19 protein-coding genes are annotated in these 23,348 nt (G+C 61.0%); 11 read left to right on the forward strand and 8 right to left on the reverse strand.

Annotation, left to right across the window (positions count from 1 at the left end):
• Positions 1 to 171: 171 nt before the first annotated feature.
• Together NA8A_RS09255 and NA8A_RS09260 are read right to left on the reverse strand one after the other, a co-directional pair.
• Positions 172 to 573, reverse strand: coding sequence for a DUF6163 family protein (locus tag NA8A_RS09255; RefSeq protein ID WP_240532766.1), 402 nt, complete (start codon positions 571 to 573; stop codon positions 172 to 174).
• 20 nt (positions 574 to 593) lie between these two features.
• Positions 594 to 1,631, reverse strand: coding sequence for an enoyl-CoA hydratase/isomerase family protein (locus tag NA8A_RS09260; RefSeq protein WP_009450176.1), 1,038 nt, complete (start codon positions 1,629 to 1,631; stop codon positions 594 to 596).
• Between the two features lie 166 nt (positions 1,632 to 1,797).
• Between NA8A_RS09260 and hemB the strand changes: the two genes are divergently transcribed.
• From hemB to NA8A_RS09290, 6 genes are all read left to right on the forward strand, one after another.
• A complete protein-coding gene (gene hemB, locus NA8A_RS09265; protein ID WP_040672272.1) occupies positions 1,798 to 2,844 on the forward strand; it encodes a porphobilinogen synthase in 1,047 nt (348 codons plus the stop codon).
• 74 nt (positions 2,845 to 2,918) lie between these two features.
• Positions 2,919 to 3,389 (forward strand): RDD family protein, encoded by a 471-nt coding sequence (locus NA8A_RS09270; protein ID WP_009450178.1) that lies wholly within the window; start codon positions 2,919 to 2,921, stop codon positions 3,387 to 3,389.
• 83 nt (positions 3,390 to 3,472) lie between these two features.
• Positions 3,473 to 4,012 carry an RDD family protein gene (locus tag NA8A_RS24325; protein WP_009450179.1) on the forward strand — a complete coding sequence of 180 codons (540 nt, stop codon included), beginning with the start codon at positions 3,473 to 3,475 and terminating at the stop codon, positions 4,010 to 4,012.
• A gap of 191 nt (positions 4,013 to 4,203) precedes the next feature.
• The gene (locus NA8A_RS09280; protein WP_009450180.1) at positions 4,204 to 6,015 is read left to right on the forward strand and encodes an SLC13 family permease; all 1,812 of its coding nucleotides are present in this window, start codon (positions 4,204 to 4,206) and stop codon (positions 6,013 to 6,015) included.
• A gap of 223 nt (positions 6,016 to 6,238) precedes the next feature.
• Positions 6,239 to 6,985: an arginyltransferase gene (locus tag NA8A_RS09285; protein ID WP_009450181.1), complete on the forward strand. Its 747-nt coding sequence runs from the start codon at positions 6,239 to 6,241 to the stop codon at positions 6,983 to 6,985.
• 56 nt (positions 6,986 to 7,041) lie between these two features.
• On the forward strand, positions 7,042 to 7,944 hold the full coding sequence (locus NA8A_RS09290; protein ID WP_009450182.1) for a DMT family transporter: 903 nt from the start codon (positions 7,042 to 7,044) through the stop codon (positions 7,942 to 7,944).
• A 170-nt stretch (positions 7,945 to 8,114) separates the two neighbouring features.
• Here NA8A_RS09290 and parC read toward each other — a convergent pair whose 3' ends face one another.
• From parC to NA8A_RS09305, 3 genes are all read right to left on the reverse strand, one after another.
• Complete coding sequence (gene parC, locus NA8A_RS09295) at positions 8,115 to 10,373, reverse strand: DNA topoisomerase IV subunit A (protein WP_009450183.1); 2,259 nt, start codon at positions 10,371 to 10,373, stop codon at positions 8,115 to 8,117.
• Between the two features lie 98 nt (positions 10,374 to 10,471).
• Positions 10,472 to 10,864: a GFA family protein gene (locus NA8A_RS09300; protein WP_009450184.1), complete on the reverse strand. Its 393-nt coding sequence runs from the start codon at positions 10,862 to 10,864 to the stop codon at positions 10,472 to 10,474.
• 61 nt (positions 10,865 to 10,925) lie between these two features.
• Positions 10,926 to 11,789: an alpha/beta hydrolase gene (locus NA8A_RS09305; protein WP_009450185.1), complete on the reverse strand. Its 864-nt coding sequence runs from the start codon at positions 11,787 to 11,789 to the stop codon at positions 10,926 to 10,928.
• Positions 11,790 to 11,976: 187 nt separating this feature from the next.
• Between NA8A_RS09305 and NA8A_RS09310 the strand changes: the two genes are divergently transcribed.
• Positions 11,977 to 13,167 (forward strand): hypothetical protein, encoded by a 1,191-nt coding sequence (locus tag NA8A_RS09310; RefSeq protein WP_009450186.1) that lies wholly within the window; start codon positions 11,977 to 11,979, stop codon positions 13,165 to 13,167.
• Positions 13,168 to 13,346: 179 nt separating this feature from the next.
• Here the strand turns inward: NA8A_RS09310 and aspS are convergent, their stop codons facing one another.
• Complete coding sequence (gene aspS, locus NA8A_RS09315) at positions 13,347 to 15,134, reverse strand: aspartate--tRNA ligase (RefSeq protein WP_009450187.1); 1,788 nt, start codon at positions 15,132 to 15,134, stop codon at positions 13,347 to 13,349.
• 253 nt (positions 15,135 to 15,387) lie between these two features.
• On the opposite strand from aspS, the gene NA8A_RS09320 reads away from it, so the two are divergent.
• Together NA8A_RS09320 and rnd are read left to right on the forward strand one after the other, a co-directional pair.
• Positions 15,388 to 16,632 (forward strand): MFS transporter, encoded by a 1,245-nt coding sequence (locus NA8A_RS09320; protein ID WP_009450188.1) that lies wholly within the window; start codon positions 15,388 to 15,390, stop codon positions 16,630 to 16,632.
• A 55-nt stretch (positions 16,633 to 16,687) separates the two neighbouring features.
• Positions 16,688 to 17,866, forward strand: a complete 1,179-nt coding sequence (gene rnd, locus NA8A_RS09325; RefSeq protein ID WP_009450189.1) for a ribonuclease D — start codon at positions 16,688 to 16,690, stop codon at positions 17,864 to 17,866.
• A 102-nt stretch (positions 17,867 to 17,968) separates the two neighbouring features.
• Here the strand turns inward: rnd and ppx are convergent, their stop codons facing one another.
• A complete protein-coding gene (gene ppx / locus NA8A_RS09330; protein WP_009450190.1) occupies positions 17,969 to 19,486 on the reverse strand; it encodes an exopolyphosphatase in 1,518 nt (505 codons plus the stop codon).
• A 13-nt stretch (positions 19,487 to 19,499) separates the two neighbouring features.
• The gene (locus tag NA8A_RS09335; protein WP_009450191.1) at positions 19,500 to 21,719 is read right to left on the reverse strand and encodes an RNA degradosome polyphosphate kinase; all 2,220 of its coding nucleotides are present in this window, start codon (positions 21,717 to 21,719) and stop codon (positions 19,500 to 19,502) included.
• A 162-nt stretch (positions 21,720 to 21,881) separates the two neighbouring features.
• Between NA8A_RS09335 and NA8A_RS09340 the strand changes: the two genes are divergently transcribed.
• Both NA8A_RS09340 and NA8A_RS09345 read left to right on the forward strand, forming a co-directional pair.
• Positions 21,882 to 22,124: a zinc-finger domain-containing protein gene (locus NA8A_RS09340; RefSeq protein WP_009450192.1), complete on the forward strand. Its 243-nt coding sequence runs from the start codon at positions 21,882 to 21,884 to the stop codon at positions 22,122 to 22,124.
• Positions 22,125 to 22,136: 12 nt separating this feature from the next.
• Positions 22,137 to 23,345 (forward strand): FAD-dependent monooxygenase, encoded by a 1,209-nt coding sequence (locus NA8A_RS09345; protein WP_009450193.1) that lies wholly within the window; start codon positions 22,137 to 22,139, stop codon positions 23,343 to 23,345.
• Positions 23,346 to 23,348: the final 3 nt, after the last annotated feature.

A 23,348-nucleotide genomic window follows, 5' to 3' on the forward strand; every position in this document is an offset into this window, starting at 1 on the left:
AATTCGACTTAAACGCCAAGCTTAACAACGTCTTACGGATGAACAGGGCTAACGGGCGGTAAATCCCCTCAATTGCATTCGAACGGCCTGCCGCACGGCATGCTGCCAACCCGCGCCAATGCTGGGTTTTCGGCACACACTTTCGAGAAAGATATTCCGGCAGGGAGCGCCCTATTTCTGGGCGAGGCGGTTGCGCCGATAAAGCGCGAGGCGCAGGCCGACATAAATAACGGCGACGCAAAGATGAAAAACGAGAAGCGGCGTGCGCGTGCCGAAATAGCTCGACAGCGGTCCATACATCGCCAGTTCAGCACCCGCACACAGGAACCAGATGACGGGCCCCCAGGATGCGACAAGCCAGAGACCCACGGCGGCGAAAGGATAAAGTACGGACAGAACGACGCTTGCGATCTTCCAGTGGATCGGCATCAGGTCGAAGCGCCAGAGCAGGCCGGGGTAAAACCCGATCAGGCGAATCCAGTAAAAGACACCCATTGCGAGGCAGGCAAGCGCCACCAGCCGGTGAAACCAGCTATAGGCGCTGTCGAGCTGCGATGGCCGCATCGCCGCCATGCCTGCCACGCCATCTCCCATCACAGCACCAAATCCCCCTCATCGAGAGGAGCGAAATAGGCATCGACGTCGTCTTGCGAAACATCCTCCAGACGTGCGGGACGCCATTGCGGCGGAGTACTCCTGTCGATCAGTGCCGCACGAATGCCCTCATAGAATTCGTGCCCCTCCAGCATGCGCTGAAGAATGCGGTATTCCATGCGCATGCATTCATCCATGGTCATGGCTGCGCCGGCGCGAACCTGCCGAAAGGCAACGCGAAGACTGGTTGGGCATCGCGAGAGGATCGTGTCATGCACGGAGTGCAGCCACTCATCACCCGAATCCCTGAGGGCTGCGACGATATCGTCGAGCGCGTCATAGGAAAAATGGCGGGCTATCGCATGCATACGCGCATCGTCCGTCTCGCGCGGAATATCCTCGGCAAATCCGGCAAGCGCCGCATCCAAATTGCCGGCCTCGCAAAGCGCCTCAAGCAGTTCGGGAAGCCGTTCGGAGCGCACCGCATGCGTGGCAAGGCCAACAGCTGCGGCATCGCCCCAGCGAATGCGGCTTCCGGTAAGCGCGAGATACATGCCGAATTCGCCGGGCAGCCGCGACAGGATGTGGCTCCCCCCGACATCGGGAAAGAAGCCGATGCCCACTTCCGGCATTGCATAAACGGCCTTTTCGCTCATGACCCGGTGTGAGCCGTGGCCGGAAATACCGACCCCGCCACCCATGACAATGCCGTCGATCAGCGAGACATAGGGTTTTTCATAACGGGCAATCGAGGCGTTGAGCCGGTATTCGTCAGCGAAGAAACCGGGTTTCGGCTGTCCTGCACGCCCGGCCTCATAAACATCCAGAATATCGCCGCCGGCGGAAAAGGCCCGCCCCTCGGCCTTCAGAACGATGTGAGCCACCGCATCGTTCGAGCGCCAGGCATCGAGAGCGCGCGAAAGGGCCGCCACCATTCGTTCGTTCACCGCATTCAGCGCGGAGGGCCGGTTGAGGGTCACAATCCCCGCCCTGCCCCGGACTTCGAAGAGAATGTCGTCAGCGCCGCCGAAGTCCACAGTCACATCCTCCTCATCCCAACGCCGAAAACCACCATATCCGTGATTATTGGGGCGGCAGGGGTCCGTCAATGGCACAGGCGGCTGCGACCACAGGACACTTTTGCCTGACTTGGTTGATTATGCCCGCTATGATAGACAGGCGGCGCATCAGGAGCATCATGTCGTGAACAAATTCAGCCGTTCGCCCGCCACGACGCCGGCGATAGCCATCACGCCCGAACGCAGCGTCGACGAGATTACCGGAAGCCGCCGCCTGCGCCGCATGCGCAAGGCCGACTGGTCGCGCAGGCTGGTTCAGGAAAACCACCTGACGGTGGACGATCTCATCTGGCCGCTGTTTCTGATGGAAGGATCAAACGCCGAAGAGCCCATCTCGGCCATGCCCGGCGTTGCGCGCCATACGATCGACCGGGCGGTGCGCCAGGCGGAGCGCGCCGCAAAGCTCGGCATACCGGCAATCGCCACCTTTCCCCGCATCGAGCAGAGCCTTCGCGACGAAACGGGATCGCATGCGCTCGACGCCGACAACCTTATCAACCGTGCCACCCGCGCCATCAAGCAAGCGGTGCCGGAAATCGGCATCATCACGGATGTCGCCCTCGATCCGTTCACGAGCCACGGTCATGACGGCATTCTGCGCGATGGCGAGATCATCAATGACGAAACGGTGAGCCAGGTGGCGGCGGCAGCCGTCGAACAGGCGGCCGCCGGCGCGGATATCATCGCCCCCTCCGACATGATGGACGGTCGCATCGGCGCCATCCGCGACGCGCTCGACCGCAATGGCTTCCAGAATGTCGCGATCATGTCCTATGCGACCAAATTCGCTTCCGCGTTCTACGGCCCTTATCGCGAGGCGATCGGCACCGGTTCACTGCTCAAGGGCGACAAGAAAACCTATTACATCGACCCCGCCAACACGGACGAAGCGCTGCGCGAGGCAGAACAGGACCTTGCCGAAGGCGCCGACATGCTGATGGTGAAGCCAGGCCTTCCCTATCTCGACATCGCGCGACGGCTGAAGGACACCTTCGCCGTACCGACCTTCGCCTATCAGGTGTCGGGCGAATACGCGATGATCAAGGCCGCTTCGGCCAATGGCTGGATCGACGGCGAGAAGGCCATGTTCGAAAGCCTGCTCGCCTTCAAGCGCGCCGGCTGCGACGGGGTTCTCACCTATTTCGCGCTGGATGTGGCCGAAAAGCTCTGACACCGTTTGTGCCGATACCTTGAAGTAACCGGGCAAATCCCCATCTCTTTCCTGCAGGAAGGAAAGGTTTTGTGATGGGTGCACAGATTATCGAGCACGATGCAGGCACGAATATGCTGGATGAGCCATGGCTTTTCCGCGGGGTGCGCACGCGACGCGTCCTAGCCTTCTTGATCGATTACCTGCTGATCGGGCTTTTGATGATTCCGGTTGCCATCCTGGTCGGCTTTCTCGGCATCATGACGCTTGGCCTCGGCTGGCTTCTTTTCGGCATTCTCGCTCCCTTGACCGCCCTCCTCTATGTCGCCAGCACGCTTGGCGGGCGCAACCAGGCGACGCTCGGCATGCAATTCGCCGATATCCGGCTGGTGCGCCTGGACGGCGCACGCGTGGATTCTTTGCTGGCCGTGGTGCACACGGTGCTTTTCTGGGCAGGAAACGCCGTTCTGACACCGCTGATCCTGTTGATCACGCTTTTCACCGACCAGAAGCGCACGCTGCACGACCTGCTTCTTGGAACGGTGGTGGTGCGCGCGTCGCACTGAACGGGACACGCGCCCGCGAAGGGTGATTAAACCATCACCGAAAATCCCGCTTACACAGGTTCCGCACAAAATGCGGAGACCCCATGATGCTGGATCGGTTCTCGGGTTCGGGTATGCTGGATTTGGACGAGCGACCGAACGGACCTGATCTGAAATGGGTCCGGTTGAAGCGGGCAATCGCGTTCCTCATCGATTTCGTTCTCTACGGGCTTATTGCCGCCGGCTTATCGATAGCTCTGACCCTCGCCATGGAAAATCTCGTGTCGCTTTTTCTCGACCCATCCGAGGGAAACGGCGTTAACGGGCTTGGCACACACACAGCCGACAGTCTTTATGATCTGACACGCTATGTGTCCGGATTGGCTGCTCTGGCGGTCGCCGGCATTTATGTCGCAAGAACATTAGGAGGCCCCGCACAATCGACCTGGGGCATGCGATTGTTGGGGCTGCGATTACATAGGCTCGACGACAGACCGATTACGCCGCGTTATGCCCTTGCCCACGGCTTGCTCTTTATAGGCCTGACGGCGATCTTCGCGCCCTTCCTGCTTGCGCCGCTTTTCCTGTCCCGCAAACAGACCCTGCACGACCGCCTTCTCGATACGGTGGCCATCAACAAATGATTGCAGGCAGGCCCGTAATCAAAAGGAAGCAAAACGGTTCTCCATATCCGGCGCCTGCGGCATCGTCACCACTGACTTCCTGTTTCCAAAGGTAAATCGATGCTTGCGGCGCGCCATCTCGTGCTTATGCTCCGAGCCAGTGAGCAGCCGCACAAGGCGGCATTGCCTGTTCATGTTGCTACGGGAACCGAATGGCGGATTTTCATCTCTGGGCCACCTATGCGATCATTGCCGCCACGGTGGCTGCCTATGTTTCCGAGCGGTTCACGCTTGAGCTTGTGGCACTCGGCAGTCTTGTCGCCTTTCTGGTACTCTTTGCGCTCTTTCCCTATCAAGGGTCTGCTGGCAGCCTGCGTCCTGACGACCTTTTGACCGGTTTCGCCAATCCGGCGCTTGCTACGGTGCTTGCCCTGCTCATCGTCGGACAAGGCCTCTTTGCGACCGACGCGCTCGACCGGCCAGCCCGGCTTCTGGCGCGTTCGGCAGGCGGATCAGCCGGGCGCACCATCGCCATATCGCTGCTGACGGCCGCCTCCCTGAGCGCCATCCTCAACAACACGCCGGTGGTGGTGATCTTCATCCCGATCCTGATCGTCTTTGCCGCACAGAAGCGCTTTGCCGTCTCCAAAGCGCTCATGCCCTTGTCGTTCATGACGATACTGGGCGGCATGACGACGCTGATCGGCTCCTCGACCAATCTTCTGGTGGCGGGTGTCGCCGCCAAGGCCGGGATAGGTCTCGGCTTCTTCGACATCACCATTCCCGGCCTGATGCTTGCCTTTGCGGGCAGCCTCTATGTACTGACCCTGATGCCTCGCATCCTGCGCGACTCAAGCACCGAGAAGGGCTTCCGACAGATGCAGTCGGGCACGCAGTTCATCGGCGAAATCCGAATCGGCCCCGGCCATCCCTTCATTGGCAAGGAATCGCGGGCCGGCCTTTTCCAGGGACTGGGCGATCTGATGCCGCGGCTGATCGTGCGGCGCGGGATGAGTTTTCATCCCCCCTTCGAGAATGTCGTCCTTTCGGAAGGCGACCGGCTGATGGTGACGGCCACGCGCCGCGCTTTCACGCAAGCGCTGTCGCGGGGGGCTGCCGGCCATATGGCCGACACGGATGACGACAACGGCCCAACAACCGTCGGCCCTGATTACCATATCGCCGAGGCCGTCATCCCGCCGGGTTCACGCCACGCGGGCAGAACCATTCGCAATGCGGGTATCGAGACAGAGCATGGCGTGCATATGCTCGGCGTGCAGCGCAAGAGCCGGATGGGACGCACGCCCGTCGCCGAGATCAGACTGGAACCAGGCGACACCATCCTCATCGGCGGTTCCGACCGCGCTTTCGAGGAATTGCGCGAAAGCCATGACCTCCTCGTTCTGGAATGGTCGGCAGAACCCGTTCCTCAGCGCCGCAAGGCCTGGATCGCCTTCGTCATATTCGCCGGCATCGTGGCCACAGCGGCCCTCGACCTGGCGCCTATCGTGGCGACCTCTATTGCCGGCGCCTTTGCTATGATCGCCACGGGCTGCCTAACCCTTGCCCAAGCGGGTCGCTCCTTCGACCGGCAGATATTCCTTCTCGTCGGATCGGCTATCGCTGCCGCTACCGCCCTGGAGCGGACGGGCGGTGCCGACCTGATTGCGCAATCGGCTGTCGGCATTCTCTCCGGGCAAGCACCGGCAATCATCCTTTCGGGCTACTTCCTCATCGTTGCAGTGCTCACCAATTTTCTTTCCAACAACGCGACGGCAGTGCTTTTCACGCCTATCGGGCTCGGCATCGCTTCGGCCATCGGCGTGCCGGGGGAAGCCTTCGTCGCCGCGACGATCTTTGCCGCTAACTGCTCCTTCGCCACGCCCATCGGCTATCAGACCAATCTCATGGTCATGGGTCCCGGCCACTACTCGTTCCGCGACTTCATGAAGGCCGGCATGCCGCTGGTCGTAATAATTTGGTTGACGTTTTCTTTTGTCGGGCCATGGTATTATGGGCTGTAACAGGAATATCAGGGCGCAGGCAGGCCTCAACGCCGCGATTGTTTCGCCGTAATTGTACGGCATAAAGAGGTTCCGCCGCGCAGCATACTCGTTCAGGGTGCCTTGCTTATGCGCGAGCGCGCCATGTGTCGAAGGAACGCCTTGTTTTGTTATTTTGCGCGTTCGTGCGAGCGCCGGCTGGCCCGCACGACTGCAGAATGCCCAGGAGCACCACCCGACAGAAATGACGCAACAACCCGTTCAATCCCCGCAGTTTTTCCTGACCGCGCCGTCGCCCTGCCCCTATCTTGAGGGGCAATTCGAGCGCAAGGTCTTTACCCATCTGGTGGGTGACAAGGCTCCGGAAATGAACGACCTTTTGACGCAAGGTGGGTTTCGCCGGTCGCAGAACATTGCCTACAGGCCTGCTTGCGAGACATGCCGCGCCTGCGTTTCCGTGCGCATACTGGCGCAGGAATTCGAGCCGAACAAAACCATGCGCCGGGTTTTGAAGCAAAATGCCGATCTGATCGGCACTGCCCATGGCGCCGAACCTTCCAGCGAGCAATATTCGCTTTTCCGTTCCTATCTGGACGCCCGCCACAAGAAGGGCGGCATGTCGGACATGACGGTGCTCGACTACGCCATGATGGTGGAAGACACCCATGTGGGCACGCAGGTGATCGAGTATCGCCGCCGCGGCCCCGACAGCTTCATCACCGGCAAAGGCGAAGGCGAGCTTCTGGCGGTTGCGCTGACCGACATGATGAGCGACGGGCTCTCGATGGTCTATTCCTTCTACAATCCGGCGCTCACAGACCGTTCGCTCGGCACATTCATGATCCTGGATCACATCCAGCGCGCGGTTGCCGCCGGTCTGCCGCATGTCTATCTGGGCTATTGGGTCAATGGCTCGCGCAAAATGGCCTATAAGGTGCGCTTCAAGCCGCAGGAGCATCTGGGGCCGCAAGGCTGGGCCCGCTTCGAGTGACAGCCCAAAGCGGCACCTCTCCCGCATCGCAAGATTTTTTGCCGAGGTGCACCGCCGTGTCAGACCCCGCTTCCTTCACGCACGCCAAGGGGCTGGCCATAACCGCCATAGGCGGCATGATCCTGACCATCGATATTCCGCTTATTCGCCTCGCCGGGGGCGATCTCTGGCCGATCCTCATGGTCCGAAGTGGCATGACCGTGCTGGCGGCGCTGGTGATGTGGAGCGTGTGGCGCTCGATCTCAAGCAAGGCACCGCCGCTCGTTCCGGGTCGCACCGGCCTTATCGTCGCGCTTCTTTATGCGCTCTCCGGCCTGTGCTTCATCATTGCGGTCTACAACACCACGACTGCCGATCTCGTGTTCATCCTCGCCTTCAACTCGGTATTTGCCGCCCTTCTTTCCTGGGTTTTCCTGAAGGAACGCCCGAAGCCTGCAACGCTTCTCGCCATGGGGGCCATGATCGCGGGTGTTGCGATCATCGTCGGTGGAGGCATCGGCAGCGGCAATCTGTTCGGCAACGCCATGGCGCTTGCCACTGCCTTCCTGCTCGCCTCGGCCCTGACAGTGACACGTGGAAGCGGGCGCGACATGGGTTTCACAGCACTGATCGCGGTGGCGATCCCTTTTGTTATTGCCGCTTTCATGACTATGCGAACGGGCTATCGCATCGAAGCGCCCTGGTGGATCATCCTCAACGGGGCGGTCGTCATGCCCATCGCCTTTTTCTGCCTCTCCAACGGGCCGAAATATATTTCCAGCCCGGAAGTGGCGATGTTCTACCTGCTTGAAACGGTGCTCGCACCGGTCTGGGTGTGGATGATCTTTGCGGAAGTGCCCAGCCAGGCAACGCTTGCCGGCGGGGCCGTTCTCATCCTCACCTTGATCGCCCACTCGCTCTGGCAGCTTCGCGATGGTCAGAGAAAGCGTGCACGGGGCGCGATAAGGCATCCCGTGTGATGTGCCCCGCAATAGCCTTCTGCATGATTCGAAGCGCTGAACCCTGCTTGCCCTGACTGCAAAATGCCCTGGATCGGTTCACCGTTTCACGGAAACCCTGAACTGATCTATCTCTTTGTTTTTCAGCATTTATGCAGACGTCAGGTGATTCCACCTGACTGCAAAATGCCCTAGCCGAACTTGCCCGTACGCGGGAAGCCCTTCGGGGTCATGCGGCCGGCCGATGCGCGGGCACCGATCCACTCGGCCAGTTCCTCGCGCGATTTCACGAAGGTTCGCTCGGCCGAATCCTGCCAGGACAGGCCCTGCTCCATGGCAAAGGTCTTGATGTCGGAAACGCCGCCATCCTTGTAACGCTGGAGACGTACGCCCTTGCCACGCCCCATTTCCGGCACCTCCGCCAGCGGGAACACGAGGAGCTTGCGGTTCTGGCCGACAATCGCCACGTGATCGCCCGTAACAGGCACGCAAATCTGCGCCTCGTCGGGCGCCTTCACATTCACCACCTGCTTGCCCTTGCGGGTGTTGGCGATGATCTCCTTCTCCGCCACCACGAAACCATTGCCCAGATGCGAGGCAACCAGGAGCTTGCGCTCCGGATCATGCGCGAAGGCGGTCACAATCGCCTGGTCGTTTTCCATGTCGACCATGATGCGTACCGGCTCGCCATGGCCGCGCCCGCCCGGAAGGCGGTCGGCGCCGAGCGTGTAGAACTTTCCGCCCGTGGTGAACAAAAGGATCTTGTCGGTGGTCTGTGCCGGGAATGCCAGCTTCAGCCCATCGCCTTCCTTGAAGGAAAGCGAGGAATAATCCGACAAATGCCCCTTCATGGCGCGCAGCCAGCCCTTTTCCGACAGGACCACGGTGATCGGCTCGCGCTCGATCAGCGCCTCATGCACCTCTTCGAGATCGTGGGTGGGCGCATCGGCGAAAGTGGTGCGCCGCGCACCGAGGCCTGGATTCTTTTCCGGATCGAAGGTCTGACGGACTTTCGCCACCTCCCAGCGCACGGTCTTCCACTGGCGCTCGGTGGAAGCAAGCAGCGCCTCGATGCCCGCCTTTTCCTCCGACAGCTTGTCGAACTCTGTGCGGATTTCGAATTCCTCGAGCTTCCGCAAGGCCCGCAGGCGCATGTTGAGGATCGCCTCGGCCTGTGTATCGGTGAGGTTGAAGCGGGTCATCATGACCTGCTTGGGCTCATCCTCCTCGCGGATGATGCGGATCACCTCATCGATGTTGAGATAAGCGATCAGGTAACCCGAGAGGATTTCCAGCCGTCTCTCGATCTCGGCCAGGCGATGCCGCGAGCGGCGCAGAAGCACATCGCGTCGATGGTCGAGCCATTCGCGCAGCACCTGCTTGAGCGACATGACGCCCGGCACCTTGCCGCGCGAAAGGACGTTCATGTTGAGCGGGAAGCGGCTTTCCAGATCCGTCAGCTTGAAGACCGATTCCATCAGGATTTCGGCTTCAACGGTGCGGCTCTTCGGCACGAGCACGATGCGGATGTCTTCCGCGCTCTCGTCACGAATGTCTTCTAGAAGCGGCAGCCGCCGCGCGATGATCAGTTCGGCGATCTTCTCGATCAGTCGGGACTTCTGGACGCCGTAGGGAATTTCGGTGACAACCGCATTCCAGGTGCCCCTTCCCTGATCTTCCTTGTGCCATCGGGCGCGCACGCGAAAACCGCCCCGCCCGGTCGCATAGGCCTCGCGGATCGAGGCCTGATCCTCGACGATGATGCCGCCGGTCGGGAAATCGGGACCCTTGACGAACTCAAGAAGCTTGTCTTCCTCGACATCGGGCGTGTCGATGATGGCAAGCGCTGCATCGCAGATTTCGGCAGCATTGTGCGGCGGGATCGAGGTCGCCATGCCGACGGCAATGCCGGAGGACCCATTGCAGAGCAGGTTCGGGAAAGCGCCGGGGAGCACGGTGGGCTCCTCGTCTTCCTCGTTGTAGGTCAAGCGGAAATCGACCGCGTCCTCGGTGATGCCGGAGAGAATCTCCACGGCCACCTCGGTCATGCGCGCTTCGGTGTAGCGCATCGCCGCAGCGTTATCGCCGTCAATATTGCCGAAATTACCCTGCCCGTCGACCAGCGGGTAACGCATGGCGAAGGGCTGGGCGAGGCGCACCAGCGCGTCATAGATGGATTGATCGCCATGCGGATGGAACTTGCCCATCACGTCGCCCACGATACGGGCGCATTTGGCAAACCCCTGATCCGGGCTTAGGCGCAAAAGGCGCATCGTGTGGACGATGCGGCGGTGCACGGGTTTCAGGCCGTCGCGCACATCCGGCAGCGCACGGTGCATGATGGTCGACAGCGCATAAGCGAGATACCGCTCTTCGAGCGCCTTCTTGAGGTCAACAGGCTCGATGGCATCTCCGCCGTCGCTGCCGGGCGGAATTAGATCTTTTCCCATGGGTTCCGGTTAGACCACCGGCTGATTCGCGGCAAGCCGCAGCATTGAAAAAGGCCGGTATTTCACGGGTTCACGACGCGATTGACGTTCGGCGCCGCCTATTCCTCATGGCGCGCGGAATGATCGCGGTCGCGCTCGTAGCGCCGGGCCAGCGGAAAGGGTGGCAACCAGGATTCGCGGCGAATGGTCCAGCTCTCATACGTCGGCATGAACAGGTCAGGCGCATCGAGCGATCCCAGATTCACCTCGATCTCATCGCCGGTGCGCGCAAACACGGAAGAACCGCAGCGCGGACAGAAATGCCGCCCCTGATAATGGCGCGTCTCGCCTTCAATCTCCACGGCACTCTCAGGAAAGATCGCCGAGGCGTGAAAAAGAGCGCCGTGATGCTTGCGGCAGTCCATGCAATGGCAAAGACCGACCCGATGGGGGCGCCCCGTGAGTGCCATCCGAACATCGCCGCAGAGGCAACCGCCCGTAACCCGGTTCATGCTTTTGCTCCTTGAAAAAGCGGGAGCGCCGAGCGTCTTTTTAAACGCCCAACCGGCGCCTTTATCGCGTGACCTGCGCCAGAAAACGCTCGACCGCCGCCGTTGCCGCATCGCCTGTCTGACCAAGCTTGCGGGCAATGGAACCGTGAGTATAGCGCCCGCCGTTGAAGACGCTGACATGGGTTCCGCGCGACCGCAGCAGATTTGCATAGCCGTTGGTAAGCGCCTTGCGGCGCGCGCCATCGGAGCCCGAATGCATGAAAAGATGCGGCGGAAAGCCCGAACGCTGGCGCGCATAGGTCACCGGGGACCAGCGCACCCAATCGCGCGGATTGGAACCGAAGGCATCGAGATAGGGATAGCCCAGGGAACCACGCATGCCCGCATAGGCCACCATGTCGTAAGCCTGAACATCGTTGGGGATCACCCCGCGAACGGACCCCGCAAGATTACGCGCGGCGGCCATGGCGACCAGATGGGCGCCGGCCGAATGCCCCATCAGCACGATACGCGACGGATCGCCGCCATAACGCGAGATGTTCGAGCGCACCCAGGCAATCGCCGAGGACAAATCGTTCACCTGTCCGTCGATGGTCGTCTCTGGAACCTTGCGGTAGTCTATGGCGACAAGCATGTATCCGCGCGAGGTCAGCCATTGCGGCATGGAATAGACCTTCTTGCGCGACCCCTTAACCCAGCCTCCGCCATGCGCGTAGATGACGACAGGCACCCGCTGACCACCGCCTGCGAAAGAAAAGAGGTTCATGCCGGCGCGCGAGGCACCGCCCGGCTTGTCGGGGGCGTGGATATCGAGCTTGAGACCCGCGCGATATGTGATGCCCTCGTACAGCTCTTCCGCCCGGACCGACAGGGTCCCCAAAAACATGACCAGAATTGCAAGCCCCACATGCCATGCCATCCGCATCGATCGTTCCTTCTGCCCCTCGCCTTCCAAAAGTTGTTTTGCGGTCGGAATTTCCGCGAAAACGGCGTTGAATCAACTTACACTCGAAATTGACACAGCCTTCGCTAATCGTCATCTTCCCAACGCAATTTTCGACCAAAAGGTCGAAAACCAATCGTAATTCCAAGTTATTGCAAGGAACAACCCCATGCTTAGCCCCTCTTCGAAGCTGAAGTTATTTCCGGTTGCGGCACTTTTCTCTGCAACAGCGCTGCAGTCGGCCTTCGCATGGGAGGCCGAGGAAGTGGCCGAGCGCTACAAGGACCTGATGGGGCGCCAGGGCGTCACGCTCAGCTGGAGCAACGTCAGCAAGGACGGCGATTCCGTGCTTTTCGACGGGTTCAAGATCGCGCTCGCCACCATTGGCAAACCCGTAGAGATCGGGGAATTCGCACTTCAGAATGTCAGCGAGACCGACGACACCTATCAGGTTGGCCTGATCGAAGTCGATTCCTTCGAACATACCGAAGATGAGGCAACCGTCGCCCTGGACGGGCTGGAAATGACCGGCGTCCTGATCCCCAAGGAAGGGTCCAACAGCCCCTATGCCGGCATCACCACCTACAAGACCTTCGCGCTCGGTTCCTTCAAGCTGGCGATGGGAAGCAACGACGTGTTCTCATTCAATGACCTGAAGGCAGATACCGGGCTGCAGGACAATGACGGGACGATGAAGTTCAACGCCAATGTCAGGGATTTCTGGGTCAATCTGGATGCGCTTGTCAAAGATGCCAAGGGCCGCTCGGTGATCGAGGAATTCGGGTACAAGGAACTGAACGGGCACGTCGACATGGTGGGCGACTGGCGGCTGGAAGATGGCCTCATGACCATCTCCAAATATGACATCGTCGTGGACAAGGCCGGGGCCCTGGGCATCACCGGAGAAGTGAGCGGCTACACGCCCGACTTCATAAAGACCCTTCAGGACATGCAGAACAAGATGGAAAGCGCGACACCGGAGCAGAAACAGGCTCAGGGTCTCGCCATGCTCGGCCTGATGCAGCAGCTTAACCTGCACGGTCTTTCGCTGCGCTTCGACGATGCCTCGCTCACCAACAAGGTTCTGGCACTCGTTGCGAAACAGCAGGGCGTGCAGCCGGGCGACGTCGCCAATCAGGCCAAGGCCATCGTTCCGCTTCTGGCCGCACAGTATCTTGGGTCGGACCTGACACAGAGCCTTTCCAAGGCGGTGGCCAGCTATATCGACAACCCGAAGAATATCGAGATCCGCGCGGCACCGCCCGAGCCAATGCCCTTTGCCGTGCTAATGGGCACCGCGATGGGCTCGCCGGAGACACTCGCCAAACAGGTTGGGCTTGAGGTCGTGGCAAACCAGTAGGCCCGGCTTCGGCCACCGGAAACCTAAATCCAAGAACAGCGAACGCCGCGTATCCCGACCGGATGCGCGGCGTTCTTTATGCTTCAGCCGCACAGCACCCGGCAGAAACGCCGCCGCCGGATCCCTTATGGGACCCGGCGGCAAAAATTCAAAGTCGATGCGGCCCAAACCGCCTGCGGTCAGTCCTTGCGTGTGGGCGCAAGTCTCAGGTTCAGTTCGCGCAGTTGCGCCGGGGTTGCCTCGGAAGGCGCGCCCATAAGAAGATCCTGCGCCTGCTGGTTCATAGGGAACATGGTGATCTCGCGTAGATTGCGCGCTCCGAGCAGAAGCATGACGATGCGGTCGATGCCTGCCGCCATGCCGCCATGGGGCGGTGCGCCATACTGGAAGGCACGGTAGAGACCGCCGAAGCGTTCTTCCACTTCCGCCTTGTCGAAACCAACGATCTCGAAGGCCTTTACCATGACTTCCGGCAGATGGTTGCGGATGCCACCGGAGGCGATCTCATAGCCGTTGCAGACCAGATCATACTGATAGGCCTTGATGGTCAGCGGATCGGCACCCTCGAGTGCCTCCATACCGCCCTGCGGCATGGTGAAGGGGTTGTGGCCGAACTCAACCTTCTTCTCGTCCTCGTCCCATTCGTAGAAGGGGAAGTCGACAACCCAGGCAAGCGCAAAGCGCTCCCTGTCGACGAGGTCAAGCTCCTCGCCTGCGCGTGTACGCGCAGCGCCGGCAAAAGCGACGAACTTCTTCGGATCGCCTGCCACGAAGAAGCAGGCATCGCCATCTTCAAGACCGAGCTGCGTGCGGATCGCGTCGGTGCGTTCCGCACCGATGTTCTTTGCAATCGGCCCCGCACCTTCGAGCGTCTCACCTTCCTTGCGCCAGAAGATATAGCCAAGGCCCGGCTGACCCTCGCCCTGCGCCCAGGAATTCATGCGGTCGCAGAAAGCTCGGCTTCCGCCGGTCCTGGCGGGAATGGCCCAGACCTCGGCCTTCTCGTCATTGGCGAGAATGTTGGCGAACACCTTGAAGCCCGAACCCCGGAAATGCTCGGAGACGGCTTCCATCTCGATCGGGTTGCGCAGGTCCGGCTTGTCGGAGCCGTATTTGCGCATCGCCTCGTCATAGGGAATGCGCGGGAATACATCTGTCACCGGCTTGCCGTCGGCAAAGGCCGCAAAGATACCGCGCATGACAGGCTCCATCGTCTGGAACACGTCTTCCTGCTCGATGAAGCTCATTTCCAGATCGAGCTGATAGAATTCGCCCGGCAGACGGTCGGCGCGCGGGTCCTCGTCGCGGAAGCAGGGCGCGATCTGGAAATAGCGGTCGAAGCCCGACATCATGATGAGCTGCTTGTACTGCTGCGGGGCCTGCGGCAGCGCATAGAACTTGCCTTCGTGCAGACGCGAGGGCACCAGGAAGTCGCGCGCGCCTTCCGGCGAGGACGCCGTCAGGATAGGGGTCGAATATTCGGTAAAGCCCGCCTCGCCCATGGCGCGGCGCATCTCGGCTATGATCTTCGTGCGCTGCACGATGTTCTTGTGCAGCGTCTCGCGACGCAGATCGAGGAAGCGGTATTTGAGGCGGATGTCCTCGGGATAGTCCGGCTCGCCGAACACGGGCAGCGGCAGTTCCTTCGCGGAGGAAAGCACCTCGATGTCGCGGGCGAAAATCTCCACCTCACCGGTGGGCAGGTTCGCGTTCACGGTTTCGGCAGTGCGAGCCTTCACCTCACCGTCGACGCGAATGACCCATTCGCCGCGCACCGTCTCGGCGGTCTTGAAGGAGGGCGAGTCCGGATCGACGACGATCTGGGTGAGACCGTAATGGTCGCGCAGATCGATGAACAGAAGGCCGCCATGGTCGCGCACCCGGTGGACCCAGCCGGAAAGGCGGACCGTTTCGCCGACATTCGATTTTCTGAGTTCGGCGCAGGAATGGCTGCGGTAGCGATGCATGGTCAAATCGTCCGTGTCTGGAATGCGTAACGGGCCGGCGAAAGCCAGCCTCAAGATCGGCGGGAAAAGCGCATGTGGGGTGCGATTTGTCAAGGTGCAGGCGCCAATGCCCGCAAAGCCGGCGCGCGTTCGGCCCATGCTGTAACCATGGGCCACGACATTTGGCCCAAGCAGATTAAGCCAGAGCATCCTATAGGGGATTCTCAGGTGGTGCGACTGGCGCGCTGCCGGAGCTTTCAACGGGCCTGCCCTCATGACCGATCTTCGCCCGCTGATCCCGCTTCTGCTTGCAGCCGGCATTCTTCTGGCCGGCAACGGCTTGCAAGGAACGCTGATCGCGCTGCGCGGCGCGGCGGAGGGCTTTTCGCCGTCTCTCATCGGCCTCATGGGCAGCGCCTATTTCGCCGGTTTCCTGATCGGCTGTCTCTACGTGCCGCGCCTTTTGCGTGCCGTCGGCCATATCCGCGCCTTCGCCACGCTTGCCGCAATCGGCGCCGCCGGCGCGCTGCTTCTCGTGCTTTTCGTAAACCCTGTAGCCTGGATCGTGGTTCGCTTCCTGTCGGGCATCTGCTTCTCGAGTCTTTTCACCACGATTGAAAGCTGGCTCAACTCGGCGGCAACGAATTCCAATCGTGCCCGCGTCCTTGCCATCTATCGTATCATCGACATCGGCGCCGTCACCGGCTCGCAATACATGATTCCGGGCCTCGGCATCGAAGGCTTCACGACATTCGCGGTCATGGCGATGATGATCACCCTGTCGCTCGTGCCCGTTTCCATGGCGGACCGTTCCAACCCGCAGCCTCCGGCAGAGTTTCGGCTCGACCTTTACGAGGTCTGGCGCATCTCGCCCCTCGCCTCAATCGGTGCATTGGCCGTCGGTCTCACCAATGCGGCTTTCCGAATTGTCGGCCCGATTTACGGGCAGAGCATCGGCCTTTCGGTTTCCGGCATCGCGACCTTCATGAGCGCGGGCATTGTCGGCGGGGCGATCATGCAATATCCGCTCGGCGCCATTTCCGACCGCTATGACCGGCGGGTGGTGTTTCTTTTCACCACCATCGGCGCGCTGATTTCGGCGGTGGCCATCACCTGGTTTGCAGGCGACGACTATACCGCCAACATGGTGCTGGTGTTTCTGTTCGGCGCTTTCGCCATGTCGCTTTATTCGCTCTCCGTCGCCCATGCGAACGATCATGCGCGCAAGGACCAGTTCGTGCTTCTGGCAGCCGGACTACTCTTCTTCTATTCGGCGGGCGCCATAGCGGGGCCGCCGGCGGCCTCCTTCCTGATGCAGATGTTCGGCCCGCAGGCGCTGTTTTCCTATACGTCAGTCGTCTATGCGGCTCTTATCGCCGTCACGCTCTACCGCATGGGTGTGCGCCCGTCGGTTCCTGCTTCGCAGCGCCGGCGCTTTGCCGCCCTGTTGCGCACTTCGCCCGTCTTCATGCGCATGGCGCGCCGTGGGCGAAACCGGGACGCGGCGGACGATCATTGAAGCCCCCGCGAAACGCTTCCTTTCCTTTTGGCCGAGCATGACATAAAGAAGCGAAATGGACCTAATTACGAAGCAAAAAGACCTGGAAGCTGCAATTGCAGCGCTCAAAAAGTCCGATTTCGTCACTGTCGACACGGAATTCATCCGCGAAACGACCTTCTGGCCAGAACTCTGCCTCATCCAGATGGCCACCGCGGACATAACGGTTCTGGTCGACCCACTGGCGAGCGACATCGACCTGAAACCCTTCTTCGAGCTGATGGCCGATGAGAATGTGGTCAAGGTTTTCCATGCCGCAAGACAGGATATCGAAATCATCCATCATCTGGGCGGTCTCATCCCGCATCCGGTTTTCGACAGCCAGGTGGCTGCGACTGTTTGCGGTTTTGGCGACAGCGTTTCCTACGATCAGCTCGTCTCCAAGATCACTGGTGCGCATATCGACAAGTCGTCGCGTTTCACCGACTGGCGCCGCCGCCCGCTGACCGATAAGCAGCTGAGCTATGCCGCCGCCGACGTGACGCATCTGATCGACGTGTACAAACATCTGCGCGAAGAACTGCAACGGGAAGGCCGCGCTCACTGGCTCAACGAGGAAATGGCGGTTCTGACGGCGCGCGAGACCTACGACCCGCATCCCGACGATGCCTGGAAGCGGCTCAAGCTGCGCATCAAGAAGCCGATCGAGCTTGCGGTGCTGCAGCAGGTGGCGGCATGGCGCGAACGCGAGGCGCGCGAACGCAATGTGCCGCGCGGTCGCGTTCTGAAGGACGACGCGATTTACGAGGTCGCCCAGCAGCAACCGAAGGACACCGAGGCGCTTGGCCGTCTGCGCACAATCCCCAAGGGGTGGGAGCGCTCCTCCACCGCCGCGTCATTGCTCGGCGCCGTGGCGCGTGCCGTGGCGACCCCCAAGGAAGAACTGCCGCGCCTGCCGCGCCCGCAGCAGGCGCCCGAGGGTGCAGCGGCAGCCGCGGAACTTCTGAAGGTCTTTCTGAAGCTTGTGGCCGACCGCGAAGGCGTTGCACCCAAAATGCTCGCCTCCAGTGATGATATCGACCGCATCGCCGCCGATGGCGAAGACGCACAGGTTCCGGCCATGTCGGGATGGCGTCGCGACGTGTTCGGCAATGAAGCTCTGAGGCTTGTGCGCGGCGAGCTTGCCCTGCGCTTCAACAAGCGACGGATCGAGATATTCGAGCCGGCAAGCAGGCAGAACGAAGCCGCGGAATAACCTGTACCCGGCGGGCTTCGCTGCCCAGCGGGGCGCGATCACGAGTATTCCGAAATCCAAGGAGGCCGCCGTATCCATACGGCGGCCGAAACATGCCGTCTCTCAGCTCTCGGCCACTTCAAGAGCAAGGTCAAGACCGGTCAGCCTAGCCAGATGCGCCATACGCCCGACCGGGCGTTCCCCCATCAGCGCCGCATGGGACGCGGGAATGACAAGGACGATCTTGCCGCCGTCCCGCTTTTCCCATTTCAGCTTGGGAATAATGCCGGGCATGGATGCGCTGAGCAGATAGACCACCCGCAGAATGCCGCCGAGCAACCGCGCACGCTCCACATAATGCGGCGTTGCCAGTTCGCGCATCTGCGGCGAAAGGGCATCGTTGAAAAGCCCTTCATGGCGGAAGAGATTTGTGAGCGCGATGAAGGCCCGGCCGGGATGATCGATGCCGATGAATGAGCCGTGCGCAATGATGTTGAGCGATTGCGTGCCGCGATATTCGGGATGAGCCCGCCAGCCGATATCGGCAAGCAGACAGGCCGCCCGGCGATAGCGCGCATCGTTTTCCGTTTCCTCGACACCGAGTGCGGCAAGTGCCGTGCCCGTCCAGTCGGCAAGCTCGCGCGCATGGGTCACGGAGCGCGAACGCAGGATCGCCAGTTCCTCGGCCGCAGAAATGAGCGGATCGACATCCCGCTCTTCTTCCGAAAGCAGGGAATAGAGATAGCCCTCGCGGACGCCCAGCGCGGAAAAGATGATGCTCGAGGGTTGGGAGGCGCGGATGATCTCCTGCAGAACCGCCGCACCATAGGGCAAAAGCGAGCGACGGTTCTTGGAGATGCGGTCGATGCCCTGAATCTTGTCGGCGTCGGTCGCGACCCGTTGGAGGAAATCGGCTGACTGTTCGATACCCAGTTCGTAGTGATGCATGACTTCCAGCGGGTAGCCGGTTTCAAGCATGTGCAGGCGGGCGAGATTTCGCCAGGTGCCGCCTACGCAATAGAAGGGACGCCCTGCTCCCTCCTTCATCCACGGGGCGCGGGCCAGTTCCTTGCGGGCGATGCGCGCAGCGCGGGCGACCGAGCTTTTCGCCATTTCGCGCAGACGCAGGCCACCGAGGGGCAATGTGATGCCATCGCCCATGGAACGGCCATCCACTTCCACCAGTTCGAGACTGCCGCCGCCAAGATCGCCAACGATCCCATTCGGCCGGTGGAAGCTCGACATGATGCCGAAGGCGGAATATTTCGCCTCCTCGCGACCGGAAAGGACATGGATTTCCGTGCCGAGTATTTCCTCGGCACGCTGGATGAAATCTGGCCCGTTCTGCGCCTCACGTGCGGCAGCCGTAGCGAGCACATGCAGCGCCTCGGCGCCGGCCTGTTCCGACAGGGCGCGGAAACGGCCGAACTCAGCGACGGCGCGTGTCACGCCCTCCGGATCGAGCTCACCCGTAGTGACGATGCCCTTGCCGAGGCCGGCCAGCATCTTTTCGTTGAACAACATGGTCGGCGCACGGACAACTCCCTCGTAGATCACGAGACGAATGGAGTTGGACCCGATATCGATGACCGAGACGGGGCGGCGGTCCCTAAGACGGCCCTGAGATTCTGGAATACCCAAACGAGGCGGCCTGCTATTCCACCGGTGCGTTCTGTTCGAGGTCCGCTTTCCTGCGCTTCTTGAAAGCGGCAATCCGCTTTGGCGCATGGGACTTCAAGGCATTGCCGCGACCGGAAAGGCTCGGATTTGTCATGAAATATTCCTGAGCGTTGAACGGTTCTTCCCCCTCTTCCGGCATCATGCGCCGAGAGGTTCCATCCGGCAATACTTCAAAGCTTTGTTGGTTGTCCATGATGTTTCCGAGCATAATCTGGCCCAGAACCTGCTCATGCACAGTCGGATTGGTGATCGGCACCATGGTTTCCACGCGCCTGTCGAGGTTGCGCGGCATGATGTCGGCAGACGCGATATAGACAATCGCCTCATCGGAAGGCAGGCCGTGACCATTGCCGAAGCAATAGATGCGGCTGTGTTCCAGGAAGCGCCCCACAATGGACTTGACGCGGATGCGCTCGGACAGGCCCGGCACCTGCGGACGCAGACAGCAGATGCCGCGCACAACGAGATCGATCTCGACGCCGGCAGCGCTCGCCTCGTAGAGCCCATCGATCACGAGCGGATCGACGAGTGAATTCATCTTCATCCATATCTGCGCGGGCCGGCCGGCGCGCGCATGGTCTATCTCGCCGCGAATGTGCTCCAATAGTCGGTTGCGCAGCGAGAAGGGAGAGACCGCAATGCGCATTTCATGATCCGGCTCAGCATAGCCGGTGATGAAGTTGAAGATCTGCGCCACATCGCGGGCGATTTCCGGATCGACCGTGAAATAGGACAGGTCGGTGTAGATGCGCGCGGTGATGGGGTGGTAATTGCCCGTGCCCAGATGGCAGTAATTGCGCAGCTTTCCATCCTCGCGCCGCACCACCAACGACATCTTCGCGTGGGTTTTCAGCTCGATGAAGCCAAACACCACCTGAACGCCTGCGCGCTCCAGATCGCGCGCCCAGCGGATGTTGGCCTCCTCATCGAAACGGGCCTTCAGCTCGACCAGCGCCGTTACCGATTTGCCGGCCTCCGAAGCCTCGATCAGCGCGCGCACGATGGGGCTGTCGTTCGATGTGCGGTAGAGCGTCTGCTTGATCGCTACCACTTCGGGATCGAGCGAGGCCTGACGCAGGAACTGCACCACCACATCAAAGGATTCATAAGGGTGATGGACGATGATGTCCTTCTCGCGAATGGCGGCGAAGCAATCGCCATTATGCTCGCGAATGCGCTCGGGGAAACGCGGATTGTAGGGCGCGAAAAGCAGGTCCCCACGCGGCAATTTGACGATCTCGGAAATCTGGTTGATGGCGAGCGGCCGCTCAAGAACCGTGACACGGTTCTCCGCGACGCCCAGTTCGCTGGCCACGAATTCACGCAGGGCATGGGGCATTTCATTGTCGAACTCGATGCGGATCACCGATCCGCGCCGCCGTCGTTTCAGCGCCGTTTCGAAGAGGCGCACCAGATCCTCGGCCTCTTCCTCGACCTCGATATCGCTGTCGCGAATGATGCGGAACGTGCCTGACCCTATGACCTGGTAGCGCGGGAAGAGCTTGCCGATAAAGAGATTGACCACATCCTCCAGCGTGATGAAGCGCACCGAAGCCCCGCGCTCGGGCAATTCGATGAAGCGCTTGAGCGCGACCGGCAGACGCAACAGCGCCGTCATGGTCTCGCGCTCGCCCTCGTGTTGAAGCTCCAGGGCGATGGAAAAGCCGAGATTGGGGATGAAGGGGAAGGGATGCGCCGGGTCGATTGAAAGCGGCGTCAGAACCGGAAAAATCGTTTCCATGAAATGGTCCTCCAGCCATTTCATGTCAGATTGATTCAACACATCCGGGCGCACCAGCTCAATGCCTTCGGCCTTCAGCAGATCCAATAGAACCGTCAGGCTCTGGTGCTGGTCGTGCTGCAGGCGGCCCACTTCACGCAGGACCTGTTCCAGTTGCTCTTCGGGCGTGCGGCCGTCGGCGCTGCGGGTTGCGATATGTTCGCGCACCTGACCGGCAAGCCCGGCGACGCGCACCATGAAGAATTCGTCGAGATTGTCGGCCGAGATCGACAGGAAGCGGACCCGCTCGAGCAGCGGATGATTGGGGTTCTGCGCCTCGTCCAGCACCCGGCGATTGAACTGGAGCCAGGAAAACTCGCGATTCACGAAGCGGTCCGGGCTCGCGCCGGCGATCTCACCCTTGGGCCCCGTGTCTACGGAGAAATCTGTGTGCACAGGCTTCAGTTCATTCATCGTCTGCTCGCGCCCCCTTTCATGCGCTGGCCGGTATCCTGCCGGTCATCCTATCTGGTGACACGCTTTTGCGACAGTTTCATATCATAGGCTTGCAAAGATGCGCTTTATGCTACAAACGCTAGCAACTTCCTATGCGAACAAGGCAAGCTGGAGACGACGATGGCAGGATCGGCCATTCCCCATTTTCAGAATACGAGCGGCCACCGGGTGATCGAGATCGGCGTGAGGGAATTCATGTGCGTCGGCGCAAACCCGCCTTTCGACCATCCGCATGTCTTCCTCGACATGGGCGACGAAAACGAGCGCGTCTGCCCCTATTGCTCGACATTGTACCGCTATAATGCGGCCCTCAAGCCTGCCGAAACCAAGCCGGAAGGCTGCATTTTCGACGAAGCGGCGTAAGCGGTTCCTCCCATGGTTGCGGATCCGGCTATCGTCATCGCGGGCGCCGGTATCGGCGGCCTGACAGCAGCGCTTGCGCTGTCGCGCGAGGGAATTCCCGTGCGCGTCTACGAACGCGCGGAAAGTCTGCGCGAAGTGGGAGCCGGCCTGCAGCTCTCGCCCAATGCGACACGCCTTCTCGAAAGGCTGGACGTTCTCGAAGGGCTCGCCCCGCAGGCGGTGCAGCCCGTTTCGGTCACCCTCAAAAAGGCTTCAACGCTTGCCACCCTTGCCGAAGTGCCGCTTGGCGAGGCGGCACAGACCCGCTGGGGCGCTCCCTATATGGTGGCGCACCGGGCCGATCTGCAGGCAGCCCTTGCGGAACGCGTGCGTTCAGACGAGCGAATCGCGCTTGTCACGGGTGTACTCGTTGAGAAGGCGGAGTTCGCCCGCAATGGCGGTATCCGCGCCGTGTTGCGCCGAGGCGAAGAAAGCGAAGAGGCCAATTTTCCCCTGTTGATCGGGGCGGATGGCGTCTGGTCGCATCTGAGGCGGCTTGCCCGCACCTCCGTGCGCAGCCGTTTCACCGGTTATATCGCCTGGCGGGCTACCCTGCCCGCAGACACAGACAACCTTTCCGAACTCGTGCCGACCGACCGTGTGACGGCTTTTCTCGATCCGCGTTTTCATATGATCGCCTATCCCGTGCGCGGTGGGCGCCTCATCAATCTCGTGGCTATCATACCGGGCGAAGTGCCCCTGAACGCCTGGGAGCAGGATGCCGACGATGCTCCCCTGCGCAAGGTTCTGACGGCAGCCCATCCCCTTTTGGCCAGGCTTTCCGCCGCCACGCCCTCATGGACTGTGTGGCCGGTTCATCAGGTCGATCCAGCCGATGCATGGACACGGCCCGAGGGCTTGGCGCTTATCGGAGACGCAGCACACGCGGTTCCGCCCTTTGCCGCGCAGGGCGCGGCCATGGCCATCGAAGATGCGGTGGTGCTTGCCAGGCTCATTGCCCGGCAGAGGGACAATCCGGCCCAGGCGCTTGCCGCTTATGAACGTATCCGCAAGCCCCGCGTCACGTCCGTGGCAAAGCGCGGCGCCTTCAATCGCTTCACCTGGCATGCGGGCGGGCCTGTCGCAATTGCACGCGATGCAATCCTCAGGCTTCGCAGCGGCAGCAAACTCATGGGCGATTTCGACTGGCTTTACGGCTTCGACGCCGAAGCCGGAATTTAGAGT

This window comes from Nitratireductor indicus C115, from assembly GCF_000300515.1.
GTDB lineage: Bacteria > Pseudomonadota > Alphaproteobacteria > Rhizobiales > Rhizobiaceae > Nitratireductor > Nitratireductor indicus.